Source organism: Sphingomonas echinoides ATCC 14820 (assembly GCF_000241465.1).
In the GTDB taxonomy this organism is placed as follows: Bacteria; Pseudomonadota; Alphaproteobacteria; order Sphingomonadales; family Sphingomonadaceae; genus Sphingomonas; species Sphingomonas echinoides.
This window is the reverse complement of record NZ_JH584235.1, coordinates 2,570,076-2,586,105: the sequence shown is the minus strand read 5'-3', so window position 1 is coordinate 2,586,105 and position 16,030 is coordinate 2,570,076. Positions and strand designations below refer to the sequence as shown.

Genomic DNA, 16,030 nt, shown 5'->3' with positions numbered 1-16,030 from the left:
CAAATATTTAGTAGAGACCTCGTCCGATCCGCTGCTATGGTCGGCAATGATATGGTCTGGGGGCAGGCCGCAAATTTGGGGGTATGAATGCGAAACCGTGGAACGTGGCTGTGCTCGGTTGCGATTCTCTGCCTGTCTGGATGCGGCGGCAGCGACGGCGGTCCGCAAAGCGCCGGAAGTACACCCGCTACGCCTGCCCCACCGCCAACCAATGCGTCGCTTACGAATCTTCAATACAGTCAGTCCTTCGTGAATGACGCCGCATCGGCAACGGTCGCGCTCGATCTCACGACAAAAACCGGACTTTCGGGCAGCAGCAGCGGAAGCACGCTGACGATCAGTTACGATGCCAAAAGCCAAGGCTATACGGTGTCGGTGGATGGCCGCAGCCAGACCTTCACGCCAGCGGATATTAAGGCCGATTCCACCAACGCCCAGACCGAAACCCTGTATCAGAAGACCGACGGCACCAACCGCGATTATCTGACGCTGGTGAAGGTCCCCTTCACCAGCACTCAGGCCACACAATATGTCGGTTTGGGCTTCTGGCAGCGCAATGTCGTGACCGGCACGCGCCAGGACACAAATTACGCGACCTTCACTTATGGTTTGCCAAGCGACGCCGCCGCCGTGCCGCGCACCGGTACCGCCGCCTTTCGTATCGATGCGTTCGGCTTCGTATCGAAGCCCGGGCAAGAACCGCTTTCGTTTCAAGGGCAGGGAACGTTCAGCGTGGATTTCGCGGCGGGTGTGTTTTCAGCGCAAACCTACAATACCGAAACGGGGTTGGTCACCGGTCACGGAATCGTGGGGGGCGGCATCGACTTGATCGCGGCCGGGCACCTCACCTCGGGCAACGGTTTTTCCGGCAACGCCTTGTATGAGGGGCAATATGGCAGCGCGGGCGGCACGCTGAACGGTCGCTTCTACGGTCCAACGGCCCAGGAATTGGGGGCAAGCTTCAACGGCCAGGGCACCGATGGATTCGCCGTCGCCGGTTCCTTCACCGGCCAGCGCGATACAAGCGCGACAGTGGCCAACCTCACATTGACGAACCTAACGCAGCCGCAGCTCTTCTACACGCAGTTCGGCTATGGCTTGGTCGGCCAGCTGAATCAGCAAAACGCTGAAACCTTTACCTATTCTCCGCCGACCTCAGACCTAAATGGTGGTCAGTTCACCCTCGCCGACAAGGTTGCGAGCAGCAAGGCGAACTTCACCACCTACCGCAAGACCTTCACCGGTTCCTTCGAAAGTCAGGACGTAACGCTCGAACTGTACAAACCCGGCGCGCAAAATAGCGAGCTGGCGCTGACCTATGCCAGCTTCGGCCACTGGGCCACCAAGACGCGCTTCGGGGTCGGCACGGCACCGGTCGATCAATATTTTGCCTACGGGCTTTCGACCCCCGCGCGGCTGCTGTCGGGCAAAACCGGCACGGGCCATTATGCTGGCGTTGTATACGGCACCGCTGCGGCAACTGCGGCGCGCTACGATGTGAAGGGTTCGTCGCAATTCGACGTGGATTTCAGCAAGCAAAGCTATTCGGGCGCACTGGCAATGACCGGCACCCCGACCAATGGCGGCACTGCGGTCGACTTTGGAAGCTTCGATTTCGCCGGGAAACTGGGCTATTCCGCAACAAGCACCGCTAACATCACGCGCAGTGGTGTGGCGGTTGGCCAGATCAGCCCGCAATTCTACGGGCCGGACGGCGAGGAAATTGCCGGACCGTTCTCGTTGCAGAGCCCGGCGAACAGCGCCGCCGGTTATGCCACCATCACCGGCGTGGCGGCAGCCAAGCGGCAGTGATGGCTGGCTTGACGCTGGCGCTCGCAGCGCCAGCGGCGGTGGCGGTGGCCGGTCAGACCGCGCCGCCCACGACCCATTTGCAGGACTTATCCGCGATCGACGTCTTCGGCCTCGCCGACCGCGCGCGCGCAGCCGGCCGGATCGACGATGCCACCGGCTTCTATGACGCGCTGGCGCATGATCCCAACGCCGATGTCCGCGCGGAAGCACGGTTTCGCAAAGGGATGATGCTTGCCGATCTTCGGCGCTACCGCGAGGCGGCGCTTGCCTTCCGTGCCGTGCTTGACGAACAACCCAAAGCCGCGCGTGCGCGGCTCGAGCTGGCGCGCATGCTGGCCGCGCTTGGTGACGAACGCGCTGCCCGCCGCGAACTCCGCCAGGCGCAAGCCACGGGCCTGCCGGGCTCAGTTGCCGCAGCGGTAGGACAGTTCGATCAAATCCTGCGCTCCCACAAGCGCTTCGGCGGGTCGTTCGAACTGGCGCTGGCACCCGACTCCAACGTCAATCGTGCAACGCAGGTGCGGACGCTCGATACCATCATCGCGCCGCTGACGCTCTCGAACGACGCCCGCGCGCAATCTGGCGTCGGGCTACGCCTGGCTGGACAAGGGTATGCCCGCCTCGGTTTAGCGGATGGCCTCGCACTGGTTCCACGCCTCTCCACGCTGGCAAATCTATACCGCGCATCCCAGTTTAACGACATTTCCGGAACTGCGTTGATCGGCTTCGAATGGCAGCGTCAGAAAGACCGGTTCAGCCCGTCCATTGGCCGAACATGGCGCTGGTATGGCGGCGCGCTCTACGCGCACACAGATGCGGTATCGCTCGACTGGCTGCACATCCTCGGTCGCCGTGCGCAATTGGTCGTCAGCGGGAGCGCAAGCAAGGCGACGTACCGGCGCAATGATCTGCAAGACGGCGCGATCGGCGATCTTAACGTGTCGATTGAACGCGCTTTGTCAGCCAAAGCTGGCGCAAGCATCGGCGTTTCGATCACACGGCAAACCGCCCGTGATCCGGGATACGCCACGAAAGCGGCAGGCGTTTCAGCGCTCGGCTGGCGCGAACTCGGCCAGACGACCGTGTTCGTTTCGGGAGGATTGCGGCGAACCGAGGGCGATGCCGCCCTCTTCCTGTTCGGCGACCGGCGCCGCGAATGGTTGATGACAGCACGCGCAGGGGCAACCTTCCGGCAACTTAAAATCGGTGCTTTCTCCCCTTATATTCGGGTCAGCTATGAGCGGAATGCCTCCAGCTTGCAGCTTTACCAATACGCACGCACCGCCAGCGAAGTCGGCATCACTCGCGCGTTCTGAACCGTCGGTATGCGCCACCAATTCTGTCCTACAAGCGCCGCCTTTGCTATACCGGCCCTGTGCTTTGACAAAACCGCTCCCGCCCAGCTCCACACCACATCCCAAGCGTTTTTACCCTAACTTTCCCCTAACCTTCCGCCGCTCACCTCACCCGCCCGCCCCAAGCGTCAGCCGCACCGCCGCCGCATCAAGCTCCGCAAACAACGCGGGCTCGGTGCCGGTCATCCACACTTGCCCCGTCCCCGCCAGCCGCTCGAACAGCGCGGCGCGGCGCACGGGATCGAGATGCGCGGCCACTTCGTCGAGCAGCAGGATCGGTGGCGCGCCGGTGCGTTCCGCCACCAGCCCGGCATGGGCGAGGATCAGCCCAAGCAGCAGCGCCTTCTGTTCGCCGGTCGAGCACAAGGCCGCCGCTTGCCCCTTGCCGAGATGCGTCACCGCCAGATCGCTGCGATGCGGCCCGACCAGCGCGCGGCCCGCCGCCGCATCGCGCGCGCGGCTCTGCGCCAGGTCGGTGGCGAGCGTCGCGCCACCGCCGGTCCACCCTTCGAGGCGAAGCCCGGCGCGCGCAAACGGCCCTTCGGGCTGATCGGCCAGCCGTTCGCCAAGTGACGCCACCGTTGCGCGCCGTGCCGCGTCGATCGCCGCGCCGTGTTCGGCCATTTGCGCCTCCAGCGCGGCCAACCAGTCGCGGTCGGGCGGGCCCTCCTCCCCCAGCAGACGGTTGCGCGCGCGCATCGCCGCTTCGTAGCGATTGGCATGGACGGCGTGACCGGGGCTGAGCGCCAGCGTCAGCCGGTCGAGAAAACGCCGCCGCTCGCCCGCCGGCTCGACGAACAGCCGGTCCATCGCCGGGGTCAGCCACAGCACCGTCAGCCACTCCGCCAGCGCCGTCGCCGCCACCGCCGCGCCTTGCACGCGCACGATCCGGCGTTCGGGCGCGGCGGCTTGGGTCCCCGTAGCGATCGCCACGTCGCCGACCAGCTCCGCTGCCACGCCGAAGCCGCCGCGCCCGCTTTGCCGCGCCATTTCGCCGAGACTCGCGCGGCGCAAACCCCGCCCCGGTGCCAGCAGCGACACGGCTTCGAGCACATTGGTCTTGCCCGCGCCATTTTCGCCGGTCAGCACGACAAAGCCCGGCCCCGGCGCGATCGCCAGATCGGCATGGTTGCGGAAATCGGTCAGGACCAGGCGCGTCAGCATCGCATCCGCTCTACCCTGTCGCACAGCTTTCGCAATTTCCGCGCAGCTTTCAGGAACCAAGGCGGCGCTGATGCGCTGCCGCGCCGAAGGAGACCGTCGATGCGCTTGCCCCTGATCACCCCCGCCGACCTGACCGAGCAGCAAAAGCCGCTTTATGAGGATATGAAGGCGGGCATCGCCTCCAATTTCAACGTGTTCAAGACGGTCGATGCCGATGGCGCGCTGATCGGCCCGTGGAATCCCTGGCTACATGAACCCGTGATCGGCAAGGCGGTGTGGGAGCTGACCAAGGCGATGACCGCGCAAGCGACGCTCGACGACAAGCCGCGCCAGATCGCCATTCTGGTGTGCGGCGCGCATTTCGATGCCGCTTACGAGATCTATGCGCATATCGCGGTGGCAGAGCACGAGCAGATGTCGCCGCAGCGGCTGTCGGAGCTGTGCGCCAACATCAAGCCGCGCGACCTCTCGGCGCAAGAAAGCGTCGCCTATGATGTCGCTTTCGCGCTGGTCAATGGCGGCGTCCTGCCCGAGCCGTGCTACCGCCTCGCGGTCGACACGTTCGGCCAGCATGGCACCAATGAACTGATCTATCTGGTCGGGCTGTATGCACTGGTGTCGATGACGCTCAACGGCTTCAACGTGCCGGTGCCCGAGCGCGAATAACGTCGATTTTTCTTAAAGAGCGATCCCCGAACGTCCGTTCGGGCAGAGCCTGTCGAAGCCCCGCCCCCGGTCAAGCGAGCCCATCGCCTGCGGCGGAGCCCTTTGACAGGCTCAGGGCGAACGGGGATGGGGAACGAGTCGTTTGAACGAGATCGTGACCGAATCAGGCGGCAGCCGGGGCCGCGTCCGCGCGCCGCTGGCTGAGGTAGGAGGCCATTTCCGGCCCCAGCTCGCGCTGCGCCTTCAGATAGGCGGTCGGCGTCGCGATCCCCAAGCGCGCGCGCGCCGTATCGATCGGCTCCGCCAGCAGCGCCTCATAATCCTCGCCCGAAAGCCACTGCGCGCGGCGGCCATGGCGATAGCCTTCCCACACCGCGCGGGCGAACAGCGTGTTGCCGGTCGCCTTCAAACTCTTCAGCGCCGCTGCCACCGCGATGAACGCCCAGCCGAGCCCGCCGACCTGCGCATAACTGAACGCGACCAAGCACGCCTCGCCCAGCGATTCGTCGGCTTTATAGCCGGTCAGCACATGCCAGATGTCATGCGTGTCGCGCACACGGCGGCCGAACCACGCATAGGGATGCTGGACCTGATCTTCGCTGATCACCTTGCTGACCGCGACCAGCCCGTCGGCGGAATAGCCCGTCGTCTCGAGGAAATGGCGATAGGCGGCACCAACCGTGCCGGGCGCGAAGCGCGCAACGAACGCCGGATCGGAGAAGCGCGCCGCCAGCTCGACTTGCTCCGAAGCGAGCCGCCCGCCCTGCGTGGTCGCGATCAGCCGCGCATAGTTCATTGGCGCATTGCCGACGTTCAGCGCGCGCATGATGCGGAACACTTGTGTCGTGTCATCGCCATTGGCGAGCAGCTTGCGAATGGCGTCGAACGCCGTACGCCAGTCGCGACGCCCGGTCGTACCCGGAAAAGGCGGAAGCTTGGCCATCGATTCGATCCTTGCTGACACGAGTGTCAATAAAGAATGACGGGCTGCGCGTCAATGCAGACTCATATTAGGTGCCGTATCCACTCTACGAGGCCGAGCGCAGCCGCCGCGAGCGCAAAAAATAACATAGCAACACCGACGCCTTCGATCAGAGCGGACAGGTAAAATGCAACGACCTTATGTCGAAAAGCTCTAAGGATGTTCCACAGGGAAAGGTAACCGTAAAATCGGTAACCCGTCGGCTCACGAGTTACAAAGTACGCCCCCACCGGTATGATCGGCAGCCAAAGCGCCGTCACAAAATATAGCTTCAAATATGCAGCCCCAAAGTCCGGCTCTCTTAGCCATCCGTACAGACCAAACCCGAACCCATTCATCCTGTAGAGAGGAGGCGCACTCTCTATTGGACTGACAAAATCCAGCCACGTCTTCGATACCGGATGAGATTGAGGCACGGGTGGTCTTAGAGAATCAAAGCGACCAGCCCAAACGTTTCGCGACCGCTCAGATTCTCGCGGCCCCTCCATATCAAACCCGCATCGGCATCAGCACATACAAAGCGGCCGATTTGTCATTCTCGCGGATCAGCGTCGGTGCGGCGGCGTCGGCCAGATGCACTTCGATCGTGTCGCCCTGAAGCTGGCCGAGAATATCGAGCAAATAGCGGCTGTTGAAGCCGATCTCGAAGCCCATCGAGGTATATTCGCCCGGCACTTCTTCCGCCGCCGTGCCGTTTTCGGGGCTGGTCACCGACAGGATGATCTTGTCACGGTCGAGCGCCATCTTCACCGCGCGCGTCTTTTCGGTCGCGATCGTGCTGACGCGGTCAACGCCCTCTTCGAAGCTGCGCGGATCGATCTTGAGGATCTTGTCATTGCCCGTCGGGATGACGCGCGAATAATCGGGAAAGGTGCCGTCGATCAGCTTGGATGTGAGCAGCGCCTGGCCCAGATCGAAGCGGATCTTGGTCGCCGACATCGACACGCCGACCGACCCATCGACTTCGTCGAGCAGCTTGCGCAGTTCGGCCACGCACTTCCGCGGAATGATGATGTCAGGCATACCCTCGGCCCCTTCCGGGCGCGGCATGGTGATGCGCGCCAGACGGTGGCCGTCGGTGGCGGCAGCCTTCAGCACCGGCAGCGGGTCTTCCGACACGTGCCAGAAAATGCCGTTCAGATAATAGCGCGTTTCCTCGGTCGAAATCGCGAAGCGCGTCTTGTCGATGATCTGCTTGAGCGTCTCGGCGGGCAGTTCGAACGACACTGGCAGTTCGCCCTCGGCGATCACCGGGAAATCGTCGCGCGGCAGCGTGCCGAGCTGGAATTTGGCGCGCCCGGCCATGATCGTCAGCTTGCCGTCAGCGGCGGCGAGCGAAACCTGGCTGCCTTCGGGCAGCTTGCGGCAAATGTCGAACAGCGTGTGCGCCGACACCGTGGTCGACCCCGGCTGATCAACTGCGGCCGCGACCGTCTCGTTGATTTGCAAGTCCAGGTCGGTCGCCATCAGCTTGAGGCCGCCCTCGGCGGTCGCCTCGATCAGCACGTTGGAGAGGATCGGAATGGTGTTGCGCCGTTCCACCACCGATTGGACGTGGCTCAAGCCCTTCAACAGAGTCGCCCGTTCGATCGTCGCCTTCATGTCGTTCCCCCGGGCCCAACGCCCACTTCACTCCCGCCGGACGCGCACGCGTCGGGGGCAATTCGCCGTGTCTCTTTCCTTAAACATAAAAGGGGCCGGGGCAAGCGCCCCGACCCCCGTTTTACGCCTGCAAACAGGCAGCTTGCATCAGAAGCGGACACCCAGCCCGGCAACGACCTGATGACGGTCGGTGTCGACGCTGAAATTGTTGGTGTTGCCGCCATTGGCATATTCCAGCCGCGCATCGCCATAGTTGGAATAGCGATATTCGAGCTTGGCATAGGTGGTGCGGCCGATCTTCTGCTCGACACCCGCGCCAACGCGGTAGCCATCGAGGTTATAGTGCGCCCCGGTTGTGGTGGTGCCGTTGTTCGCGGTCAGATCGAGGCGATCATTGGTGTAACCACCCTTGGCGTAGATCAACGTCTTCGGCGCGACGACATAACCGATGCGGGCACCGGCATACAGATCGCGGCCCTGCTTGACGCGGCCATAGCCGAGCGCGGCGGCGCTGGTCGGCGCGTTGCTGACATCGCCGGTCGAGCCGGTAACTTCGCCTTCGGCACCGATCACGAAGCGGTTGAGCGCCACGTCATAGCCGAAATCGCCACCATAGGTCAGGCCGTCGGCCTTGCGATCGCTGCTGATGCTGGAATTGGGACCGCGGCCCGGCTGCAGCTTGTCATAGCCGAGGATGACGCCGACGCGCGGGCCGGTGAAGGTCGCGTCGTCGCGCGCCGGCGGTGGGCCGTCCTGAGCGAAGGCGGGGGCGGCCAGGCCGAGGCCGAAAGCGGCGGCGGTGGCGGTGAGGGCTAGCTTACGCATTGGGGTAACTCCGTTGGTACATCCCACTGATACTGTGTGGGGAACCCTCAAATAGGCAGCCCGGCCGAGAGTTGCATGAACCTCAGACAACGAGGAAAACCGTTGCTTTTGCGTCACACGGGGTTGAAAGGCAGGCCATGGATTCCAACGCCCAGATGCCGCCACGAAAGGGCCGCGATTTCATCGCCCGCCACGGCGAAACGGTGTTCAATGTGGTCGGGCGGTTGCAGGGCGACCATGCTCACACCCCGCTGACCCGCGCCGGTTTTGCCCAGGCCGAGGAAATGGGGCGGGCGCTGCGGAAAAATCTCGGGACCAAACCGGCACTGACGCTATGGGCCTCCCCCACCGGACGCGCGCTGCAGACGCTCGCGGTGATCGCCGAGCATCTCGACCTCGACTGGCACAAGGCGCAGACCGATTCGCGGCTGGTCGAAATCGAGACAGGCGCTTGGGGCGGGCGCTATTATGCCGATCTGGCCGCCGAGGGCGCGCGCGTGGTCGATCGGACGGCGGGGCTGCTGTTTCCAGCGCCCGATGGCGAAACCTATCCCGAGATTGCGGCGCGCGTATCAGGCTGGCTGGCGGACACGGCCGATGACGACGGCGACCGGCTCGTCATCATGCACGGCATTTCCAGCCGGGTGCTGCGCGGGGTGATGACGGGCGCGGCGGACGTGCCCGGTTTCGACGCCCCCGCCGCGCCGGGATTGCCACAAGGGTCGGTGGTGATGATCGATCGCGGGATCGAAAGCGTGGTGCATCTCGGCCTCGGGCACGCGCCTGCATGATGCGGCGGGTGGCGGTTTTGCTGGTCCTGCTCGCCGCTCCTGCCGCCGCACGCGAATCGCTCGGCGTGTTCGATCGCTGGGGGGCCTTTACCGATCCGTCTCCGCTGCGCTGCTACGCGATTGCCGCCCCGGCGCAGTCGGGCGGGGCGTCCGCCTGGCGACCGTTCGCCAGCATCGCCACCTGGCCGGGGCAAGGCGTGCGCAACCAGCTCCACATCCGTCTCAGCCGCGAACGCAACCCGCAATCGCGCGTCACGCTGTCGGTGGGCGAGCGGCGCTTCGATCTGGTCGCGGGCAATGCCGATGCCTGGGCCCCCGATGCGCGCACCGACGCCACGATCGTCACCGCGATTCGCTCCAGTCGCAGCATGAGTGTCGAGACGCTCGCCAAAAGCGGCGCGCCGTTCGCCGATGTCTATGCGCTGCGCGGGGCCGCCACCGCGATCGACGCAGCGTCGCTGGGGTGCCTCAGGCGCTGATATAGCCGCGCAAGCCCGCGACCAGATGATCGAAGGTCGCGCGGATCCTGGCAACGCTGCGCAGATCCTCATGCGTGACGACCCAGGTTTCCAGCGCCACCGCCACGGTATCGGGCAACACCCGCACCAGCTCGGGGTCGCGCATGGCCAGCCCGATCTGGCAAAAGCCTATCCCCAAGCCCGCGCGAATCGCCGCAAGCTGGGCGAGGTCATGATCGCTGCGAAAGCCGAAGCGCTCGAGATCGATCGGCCAGCCTTGCGCGCGCATTCCGCGCAGGATGGCATTGTCATGCTCGACGCCGATGATGCGATGCTGCGCGAGCTCGGCAATGCTGTGCGGCACGCCGTGTTCGGCCAGATAGTCGCGCCGTGCATGCAGGCCGAGCGGCACATCGCCGATGCGCTGCGCAACCAGCGCCTCCTGCGTCGGGCGGACCATGCGCACCGCGATATCCGCCTCGCGGCGCAGGACGTCTTCGTTGCGATTGGTCGGCGACAAGTCGATCATCAGCCCTGGATGCGCGCGCTGTAACCCCGCGAGGATCGGCGGCAGCACTTCGACCGCGATGATCTCGCTCGCCGAAATGCGCACGCGCCCGGCGACCTCGGCCGAAACGCTCGCTGCACGGACGAAGGCGGCGGCGGCATGGTCCATCGCCTCGGCATGGCCGGCCACGGCCCGCCCGGCCTCGGTCGGTTGCAGGCCACCGGGCGTGCGGGTGAACAGCGCTGCCCCCGTCGCCACCTCCAGTTCGGCAATCCGTCGCCGCACCGTCGGCTGCGCAATGTCGAGCAGCCGCGCCGCCCCCGACAGGCTCCCCGTCCGCAGCACGGCGAGAAAGGCGCGCTGGCGTTCCCAGTCGATCGAGTCGATGCTCATCCTTTTTGTATAGGCTGCCTGCCAGTTCCTGACAATTTTCGACACCCGCTCGTGCGCGTATCTCAGGGGCATCGCAACAGGAGGCGCAGATGACCGACAAAACGGCTTTGATCTTGGGTGCCAATGGCGGCGTCGGTGGGGAAACCGCGCGGGCGCTGGTCGCGCAGGGCTGGCAAGTCCGCGCGCTGACACGGACACCACGAGCGCCGCAGCAGGGCTTTAGCTGGATCGACGGCGATGCGCTGGACGCCGCTGCGGTGTTGAATGCAGCGCGCGGCGTCGATGCGATCGTCCATGCCGTCAACCCGCCCGGCTATCGCAACTGGAACACGCTGGTATTGCCGATGCTCGACAACAGCATCGCCGCCGCCGAGGCTGTCGGCGCGCGGCTCGCTTTGCCGGGGACGATCTACAATTACGACGTTCGCACCATCACCGTCGCCAAGGTCGATTCACCGCAGCAGCCGGTGACGCGCAAAGGCGCGATCCGCGTCGCGATGGAGCAGCGCATCGAAGCCGCCTGCCGCCGCGGAATGCGTGGCCTCATCCTGCGCGCGGGCGATTATTTCGGCCCGCGCCCCGGCGGCAGCTGGCTGTCGCAGGGCATGGTCACGCCGGGCAAGCCGGTGCGATCGATCCTCTATCCCGGTGACCGCGGAGTCGGGCATAGCTGGGCCTATCTGCCCGATGTCGGCGAAACCTTCGCCCGCCTGCTTGAGCGCGACGCCACGCTGCCCGCCTTCGCGCGCTTTCATTTCGCGGGCTATTACGATCCTGACGGCACGCTCTTCCCCGATGCGATCCGCCATGCTGTCGGCGACCCCGCGCTGCCGCTGCGGCGGATGCCCTGGGCGCTGCTCCCGCTGATCGCGCCGTTCAACGCGACGATGCGCGAATTGATCGAGATGCGCCCCTTCTGGCGCCACCCGCTCGCGCTCGACAATCGCGACTTGGTGGCGACGCTGGGCGCGGAACCGCACACCCCACTCGACCAGGCAATGGCCACGACGCTGCACGCGCTGGGCTGCTTGCCGCACGAAAACCGGCGGGAGTAGAAAAAGCGGGCATTTTAGCCTATGTGCCCCGGATGCAGACAGCTCCAGCCCTCTCCATGCCCATTCCGGGGCATATCGATCCCGTACCCGTGCCACGCGCGCTGGTGCCGCGCAGCGACGGGCGAATCGATTTGCTCGGCCTGTCCAAGGCCGATCTGCGGATGGCGCTGGAGACCTCGCAGCTCGACCCCAAACAGGCGAAATTGCGCGCCAAGCAATTGTGGCACTGGATCTACAATCGCGGCGTCACCGATTTTGCGCTGATGACCGACATTTCCAAGGCGATGCAGCCGTGGCTGGAACAGCGTTTCACGATCAGCCGCCCGCAAGTGGTCGAAGCGCAAGTGTCGACCGACGGCACGCGCAAATGGCTGCTGCGCACCGATGACGGCAATGATTATGAGATGGTGTTCATCCCCGACGCCGATCGCGGCACGCTGTGCGTGTCGAGCCAGGTCGGCTGCACGCTCAACTGCCGCTTCTGCCACACCGGCACGATGCGGCTGGTGCGCAACCTGACGCCGGGCGAGATCGTCGGCCAGGTGATGCTCGCGCGCGATGCGCTGGGCGAATGGCCGAGCCAGCCCGAGGGGCGGATGCTCACCAACATCGTGATGATGGGCATGGGCGAGCCGCTCTACAATTTCGACAATGTCCGCGATGGCCTGAAGATCGTGATGGATGGCGACGGCATCGGCCTGTCGCGCCGCCGCATCACGCTGTCGACCAGCGGCGTGGTGCCGCTGATGGCGCGCGCGGGCGAGGAAATCTCGGTCAACCTCGCCGTGTCGCTCCACGCCGTCACCAACGAGATCCGCGACGAGATCGTGCCGATCAACCGCAAATATAAGCTCGAGCAGGTGTTGCAGGCGTGCGCCGATTATCCGGGCGCCAACAATGCGCGGCGCATCACTTTCGAATATGTCATGCTGAAGGACAAGAATGACAGCGACGCCGATGCGCGCGAGCTGGTGCGCCTGCTGAAGAAATATGATCTGCCCGCCAAGGTGAACCTGATCCCGTTCAACCCCTGGCCCGGCGCGCCCTATGAATGTTCGACGCCCGAGCGGATCAAAGCCTTCTCCAACATCGTGTTCGATGCCGGCATCAGCGCACCGGTGCGCACCCCGCGCGGCCGTGACATCGATGCCGCCTGCGGGCAGTTGAAGACCGCGAGCGAAAAGAAGACGCGCGCCGAACTCGACCGGCTGGCCGAGGAAAAGCAGGCGGCGCTGGGCTGACCGCCCTGTGTTCCTGCGAAGGCGGGAGCACAGCGGCACCTTGTCTGCCTTCGCCGCGCGCGCCACAAGTCGCGACGGCGGAATGTGCGGCACGGTGGATGCCGGGACAAAGCCCGGCATGACGGAAGCACCGTGGATCTGACGACAATCGGCTTATCGGCAGGGGCTGGCATTCTGGGTGGCGCGATGAACGCGCTGGCGGGTGGCGGCACCTTCGCCACGCTGCCCGCGCTGATCGCGCTCGGCCTGCCCGCCAACACCGCCAACGCCACCTCCAACCTCGCTTTGCTGCCGGGGGCTGCGACCAGCGCCTGGGCGTTTCGCGACGAATTGCAGCCGATCGGCGGCGTCCGCATCCGCTTGCTCGCCGCGATCACCTTTGGCGGCGGGCTGGCCGGCAGCGCGCTGCTGTGGGCAACGCCGACGCATGTGTTCGACTTGCTGATCCCGTGGCTGCTGCTGTTCGCCTTCGTCGTCATCACCTTCGGCAAGCGCGCCGCCGATGCGTTGCACAGCCGCGTCACCATCACGCCGCATGTGCTGATCGTCGTGCAGGCGGCGCTCGGCATTTACGGCGGCTATTTCGGCGGCGGGGTCGGGTTGATGACCACCGCCGTCTATGGCCTGCTTGCAAACGTCTCGCCGCGCGCCCTGTTCGCGCCGCGCACCTTGATGCTGGCGATCGCCAATGCCGCGGCCGCGATCGTGTTCATCGCGGCCGGGCTGATCGCCTGGGCCGCGTGTCTGCCGATGCTGGTCGGCGCGGTCCTTGGCGGCTGGATCGGCGCGCATATCGGCAAGCGCTTGCCACACGGCGTGGTGCGCATCTGGACCTTGTTCGTCACCGGCGCGACCACTTTGGTGTTTTTCTGGCGCGCCTATTTCTGAAGCGCGAGCAAGGCCGCGACGATCTTGCCGTCATCCTGCTCGTCGATGGTCGCTTTATAGGCGCCGCGCATCTTGGTCACTTCGGCCTGCCATTGCTCGGGCTTGAGCTTGGGCTGCGCGAGGATCAAATCGGGCGAATGGCACGCCGTGCAGTTGACCGTCACGATGTCGGCGCTGGCGGGCAGCGTCACCGTCTCATCGGGCAAAGTGATGCTTTGCGAGGTCAGCGCGATCGGCGCGCCCGTGCCGCCACCGCGCAGCGACTCGGGCGTGGCATAGCGTTCGCACCCCGCCAGCAGCGCGACCGCCGCCAGCGCAACGATCGTTCCAAGCCGCCGCATCATGCCTGCGTTACCTTCATCGTCTCGATGCTGTTGCGCATATAGCCGCCGGGGTTCCAGATCGGATCAAAGCGTTGCGTTGCGCCGCTGGTGTTGGTGGTGCGCACCGCCACCGTCTGCGCGCCCGGCGGCACTGACGCCGCCCAGCGCCGGAAACCATAGCGCCCCGCATCGTGCCCAAGCTGCGCCGCGTGCCAGCTCTTGCCGCCATCGATCGACCACTCGACCTTGGCCACGCCCGCATCCCCGCCCAGCGCGATCCCGCGCACGCCGCCCGCATCGGCGCGGGTGAAGAAGGCGCGCGGCAGCATCCGTCCGATCGGGACGGTCGGGAAGTCCTTGGCCCCAGGCACCACGCTCGCACGCGGCGTCGCCGGGATGCGATAGGCCTTGTCCATCCAATAGCCGGTATCGGGCGCCGAGAGCACAGTGATGCGGTCGAGCGCCTTGACCCAATAGGTCGAGAACCAGCCCGGCACGATCAGCCGCAGTGGAAAGCCGTTGAGCAAGGGCAATTGCGTGCCGTTCATACCATACGCCACGATCACCTCGTCGGCGCGCGCATGGTCGATCGTCAGCGACTTGGCGAACCACGGCGCATCACCCGGCGGACGGTCGAGCCCGGCAAACTGCACTTGCACCGCCCCCGGCGCGACGCCCGCACGCTCCAGCAAGTCGCGCAAGCGCACGCCGGTCCACAGCGCATTGCCGATCGCGCCATTGCCCCATTGCGCGCCGGGCACGCGCGGGCCGAACAGCCCCCGTGAATTGCCCGAGCACTGATTGACCGCCGCGATCTCGACTTGCGGCAGCGCCTGCACTTGCTTGAGGCTTAGCGACAAAGGCCGATTGACCGCGCCACCGACCTGCAACCGGAAGGCGTCGACATCGACCGACAACGGAATGTCGGCATAATGCCAGCGCACGAAGAAGCGATCGTTGGGGGTGAAGGTCGATGCGCCCAATTCCCCGTCAAACGCCGCCATCGGGGTTTCGAGCAGCGGCGCGCGCGCGCGCTGCAGGATCATGCCGCGCTTGCCCGGAAAGGCATCGGTCAGCGGACGGCGGCCATCCCCTTGCGAAAACCCAAGATCGACCAGCAACTGCGCCCAGAGCGGGCTGCTCGCCAGCGCCCCCGCGCCGAGCGTCAGCGCACTGCGCCGCGCGATCGGCTGGCGCAGCCACTCAGCCATGCGGCACCGCAATCGGCGCAAAGCGCGCGACTTGCTGCCCGACCAGCGAGAGCTGCTCGATCACGGCGGGATCGCTCGCGCCGCCCTCGGCATCGAATTTGGTCAATTGCGTGTTGACTGCGGCGGCGAACGGCGTCGGCCAGCCGCGCAGCGCATGAACGATCGAGCGCAGTGCCGCGATCGTGCTGCCCGTCGCCTGCCAGCCATAGGCCGTCGCGATCAGCCCGACCGGCATGTCGGCCAGATACGGGCGATGCGGATCGCGCGCGGTTTCCTCCAGCAAATCGAGCGCATTCTTGACCACGCCCGAAATGCTGCCGTGATAGCCGGGCGAGGCGATGATCAGCGCCGACGCCTGCCGCACGGTGTCGACGAAGTCGCGTTCCTGCGCGGTGCGCGTCGTCGCCTTCGGGTCATAAAGCGGGAGCTGCGCCATATCGGCCCCGCCGAACATGCGCGTGCGAAACCCCTCGCGCGCCGCCGCCTCCAGCGCGATCGCCAGCGCGCGCTCGGTCGAGGAGACGCCGCCGATCGTGCCGCCAATCCCGACGACAAGGGGCAGATCGGACGCGGAATCGGCCATCGGGGACATCTTTCGGATCAGGACGGCACGCGGCCGCGGTCCGCGTTCGATAGCGCTCGCGCGCGCCGGGCTCAATCGCGAACTCGCGCGCCGAGCGCTGCCCCTCGCGCGCTGCGCGCCACACTGCTACATCCGACACCGATGCGTGACCCTTGCTTGCACGATCTGTTTTA

The 16,030-nt window shown here is 65.5% G+C and carries 16 protein-coding genes; 8 read left to right on the top strand and 8 right to left on the bottom strand.

All coding sequences use genetic code 11. The annotated features are described in order from the left end of the window. Nucleotides 1-249 precede the first annotated feature (249 nt). Nucleotides 250-1,812, top strand: coding sequence for a transferrin-binding protein-like solute binding protein (locus ON00_RS12180; protein ID WP_010406094.1), 1,563 nt, complete (start codon nt 250-252; stop codon nt 1,810-1,812). Then, on the top strand, nt 1,812-3,128 hold the full coding sequence (locus ON00_RS12175; RefSeq protein ID WP_010406093.1) for a surface lipoprotein assembly modifier: 1,317 nt from the start codon (nt 1,812-1,814) through the stop codon (nt 3,126-3,128). Before ON00_RS12180 ends, ON00_RS12175 begins: the two co-directional genes overlap by 1 nt. A 147-nt stretch (nt 3,129-3,275) precedes the next feature. Here the strand turns inward: ON00_RS12175 and recF are convergent, their stop codons facing one another. Next, nucleotides 3,276-4,331 carry a DNA replication/repair protein RecF gene (gene recF, locus ON00_RS12170; RefSeq protein WP_010406091.1) on the bottom strand — a complete coding sequence of 352 codons (1,056 nt, stop codon included), beginning with the start codon at nt 4,329-4,331 and terminating at the stop codon, nt 3,276-3,278. A gap of 99 nt (nt 4,332-4,430) precedes the next feature. Here recF and ON00_RS12165 point away from each other — a divergent pair, with 99 nt between their 5' ends. Beyond that, a complete protein-coding gene (locus tag ON00_RS12165) occupies nt 4,431-4,997 on the top strand; it encodes a carboxymuconolactone decarboxylase family protein (RefSeq protein ID WP_010406090.1) in 567 nt (188 codons plus the stop codon). A 163-nt stretch (nt 4,998-5,160) separates the two neighbouring features. On the opposite strand, the gene ON00_RS12160 is transcribed toward ON00_RS12165, so the two are convergent. The 3 genes from ON00_RS12160 to ON00_RS12145 all read right to left on the bottom strand — a co-directional run bounded on the left by ON00_RS12160 (nt 5,161) and on the right by ON00_RS12145 (nt 8,406). Continuing rightward, nucleotides 5,161-5,940 (bottom strand): Coq4 family protein, encoded by a 780-nt coding sequence (locus ON00_RS12160; protein ID WP_010406088.1) that lies wholly within the window; start codon nt 5,938-5,940, stop codon nt 5,161-5,163. 528 nt (nt 5,941-6,468) lie between these two features. Then, a complete protein-coding gene (dnaN, locus tag ON00_RS12150; RefSeq protein ID WP_010406085.1) occupies nt 6,469-7,581 on the bottom strand; it encodes a DNA polymerase III subunit beta in 1,113 nt (370 codons plus the stop codon). Between the two features lie 147 nt (nt 7,582-7,728). Continuing rightward, a complete protein-coding gene (locus ON00_RS12145; RefSeq protein ID WP_010406084.1) occupies nt 7,729-8,406 on the bottom strand; it encodes an outer membrane protein in 678 nt (225 codons plus the stop codon). Between the two features lie 137 nt (nt 8,407-8,543). On the opposite strand from ON00_RS12145, the gene ON00_RS12140 reads away from it, so the two are divergent. Both ON00_RS12140 and ON00_RS12135 read left to right on the top strand, forming a co-directional pair. Beyond that, a complete protein-coding gene (locus tag ON00_RS12140; protein ID WP_010406083.1) occupies nt 8,544-9,197 on the top strand; it encodes a histidine phosphatase family protein in 654 nt (217 codons plus the stop codon). Next, a complete protein-coding gene (locus ON00_RS12135; protein WP_010406080.1) occupies nt 9,194-9,676 on the top strand; it encodes a hypothetical protein in 483 nt (160 codons plus the stop codon). Before ON00_RS12140 ends, ON00_RS12135 begins: the two co-directional genes overlap by 4 nt. Here the strand turns inward: ON00_RS12135 and ON00_RS12130 are convergent. Next, nucleotides 9,666-10,556 (bottom strand): LysR family transcriptional regulator, encoded by an 891-nt coding sequence (locus tag ON00_RS12130; protein WP_010406078.1) that lies wholly within the window; start codon nt 10,554-10,556, stop codon nt 9,666-9,668. The two genes, ON00_RS12135 and ON00_RS12130, sit on opposite strands and share 11 nt — an antisense overlap. Nucleotides 10,557-10,645: 89 nt before the next feature. Between ON00_RS12130 and ON00_RS12125 the strand changes: the two genes are divergently transcribed. From ON00_RS12125 to ON00_RS12115, 3 genes are all read left to right on the top strand, one after another. Beyond that, nucleotides 10,646-11,611 (top strand): NAD(P)H-binding protein, encoded by a 966-nt coding sequence (locus ON00_RS12125; RefSeq protein WP_010406076.1) that lies wholly within the window; start codon nt 10,646-10,648, stop codon nt 11,609-11,611. Nucleotides 11,612-11,643: 32 nt separating this feature from the next. Further along, entirely contained in the window at nt 11,644-12,852 is a 1,209-nt protein-coding gene (gene rlmN, locus ON00_RS12120) for a dual-specificity RNA methyltransferase RlmN (RefSeq protein WP_029622772.1), read from the top strand. A 132-nt stretch (nt 12,853-12,984) separates the two neighbouring features. Further along, on the top strand, nt 12,985-13,740 hold the full coding sequence (locus ON00_RS12115) for a sulfite exporter TauE/SafE family protein (RefSeq protein ID WP_010406072.1): 756 nt from the start codon (nt 12,985-12,987) through the stop codon (nt 13,738-13,740). Here ON00_RS12115 and ON00_RS12110 read toward each other — a convergent pair. The 3 genes from ON00_RS12110 to ON00_RS12100 are packed head-to-tail and all read right to left on the bottom strand — an operon-like array spanning nt 13,731 to nt 15,857. Beyond that, nucleotides 13,731-14,084: a hypothetical protein gene (locus ON00_RS12110; RefSeq protein WP_010406070.1), complete on the bottom strand. Its 354-nt coding sequence runs from the start codon at nt 14,082-14,084 to the stop codon at nt 13,731-13,733. The genes ON00_RS12115 and ON00_RS12110 overlap by 10 nt on opposite strands. Next, a complete protein-coding gene (locus ON00_RS12105; RefSeq protein WP_010406068.1) occupies nt 14,081-15,274 on the bottom strand; it encodes a molybdopterin-dependent oxidoreductase in 1,194 nt (397 codons plus the stop codon). The genes ON00_RS12110 and ON00_RS12105 overlap by 4 nt, the downstream gene beginning before the upstream one ends. Continuing rightward, nucleotides 15,267-15,857, bottom strand: coding sequence for an NADPH-dependent FMN reductase (locus ON00_RS12100; RefSeq protein WP_010406066.1), 591 nt, complete (start codon nt 15,855-15,857; stop codon nt 15,267-15,269). The genes ON00_RS12105 and ON00_RS12100 overlap by 8 nt, the downstream gene beginning before the upstream one ends. Nucleotides 15,858-16,030 lie beyond the last annotated feature (173 nt).

What these genes read in the sequence shown, in the direction of transcription:
- ON00_RS12175 (WP_010406093.1), top strand. Translation starts at nt 1,812, where the DNA reads ATGGCTGGCTTGACGCTGGCGCTCGCAGCGCCAGCGGCGGTGGCGGTG.
- recF (WP_010406091.1), bottom strand. Translation starts at nt 4,331, where the DNA reads ATGCTGACGCGCCTGGTCCTGACCGATTTCCGCAACCATGCCGATCTG.
- ON00_RS12165 (WP_010406090.1), top strand. Translation starts at nt 4,431, where the DNA reads ATGCGCTTGCCCCTGATCACCCCCGCCGACCTGACCGAGCAGCAAAAG.
- ON00_RS12160 (WP_010406088.1), bottom strand. Translation starts at nt 5,940, where the DNA reads ATGGCCAAGCTTCCGCCTTTTCCGGGTACGACCGGGCGTCGCGACTGG.
- dnaN (WP_010406085.1), bottom strand. Translation starts at nt 7,581, where the DNA reads ATGAAGGCGACGATCGAACGGGCGACTCTGTTGAAGGGCTTGAGCCAC.
- ON00_RS12145 (WP_010406084.1), bottom strand. Translation starts at nt 8,406, where the DNA reads ATGCGTAAGCTAGCCCTCACCGCCACCGCCGCCGCTTTCGGCCTCGGC.
- ON00_RS12140 (WP_010406083.1), top strand. Translation starts at nt 8,544, where the DNA reads ATGGATTCCAACGCCCAGATGCCGCCACGAAAGGGCCGCGATTTCATC.
- ON00_RS12135 (WP_010406080.1), top strand. Translation starts at nt 9,194, where the DNA reads ATGATGCGGCGGGTGGCGGTTTTGCTGGTCCTGCTCGCCGCTCCTGCC.
- ON00_RS12130 (WP_010406078.1), bottom strand. Translation starts at nt 10,556, where the DNA reads ATGAGCATCGACTCGATCGACTGGGAACGCCAGCGCGCCTTTCTCGCC.
- ON00_RS12125 (WP_010406076.1), top strand. Translation starts at nt 10,646, where the DNA reads ATGACCGACAAAACGGCTTTGATCTTGGGTGCCAATGGCGGCGTCGGT.
- rlmN (WP_029622772.1), top strand. Translation starts at nt 11,644, where the DNA reads ATGCAGACAGCTCCAGCCCTCTCCATGCCCATTCCGGGGCATATCGAT.
- ON00_RS12110 (WP_010406070.1), bottom strand. Translation starts at nt 14,084, where the DNA reads ATGATGCGGCGGCTTGGAACGATCGTTGCGCTGGCGGCGGTCGCGCTG.
- ON00_RS12105 (WP_010406068.1), bottom strand. Translation starts at nt 15,274, where the DNA reads ATGGCTGAGTGGCTGCGCCAGCCGATCGCGCGGCGCAGTGCGCTGACG.
- ON00_RS12100 (WP_010406066.1), bottom strand. Translation starts at nt 15,857, where the DNA reads ATGGCCGATTCCGCGTCCGATCTGCCCCTTGTCGTCGGGATTGGCGGC.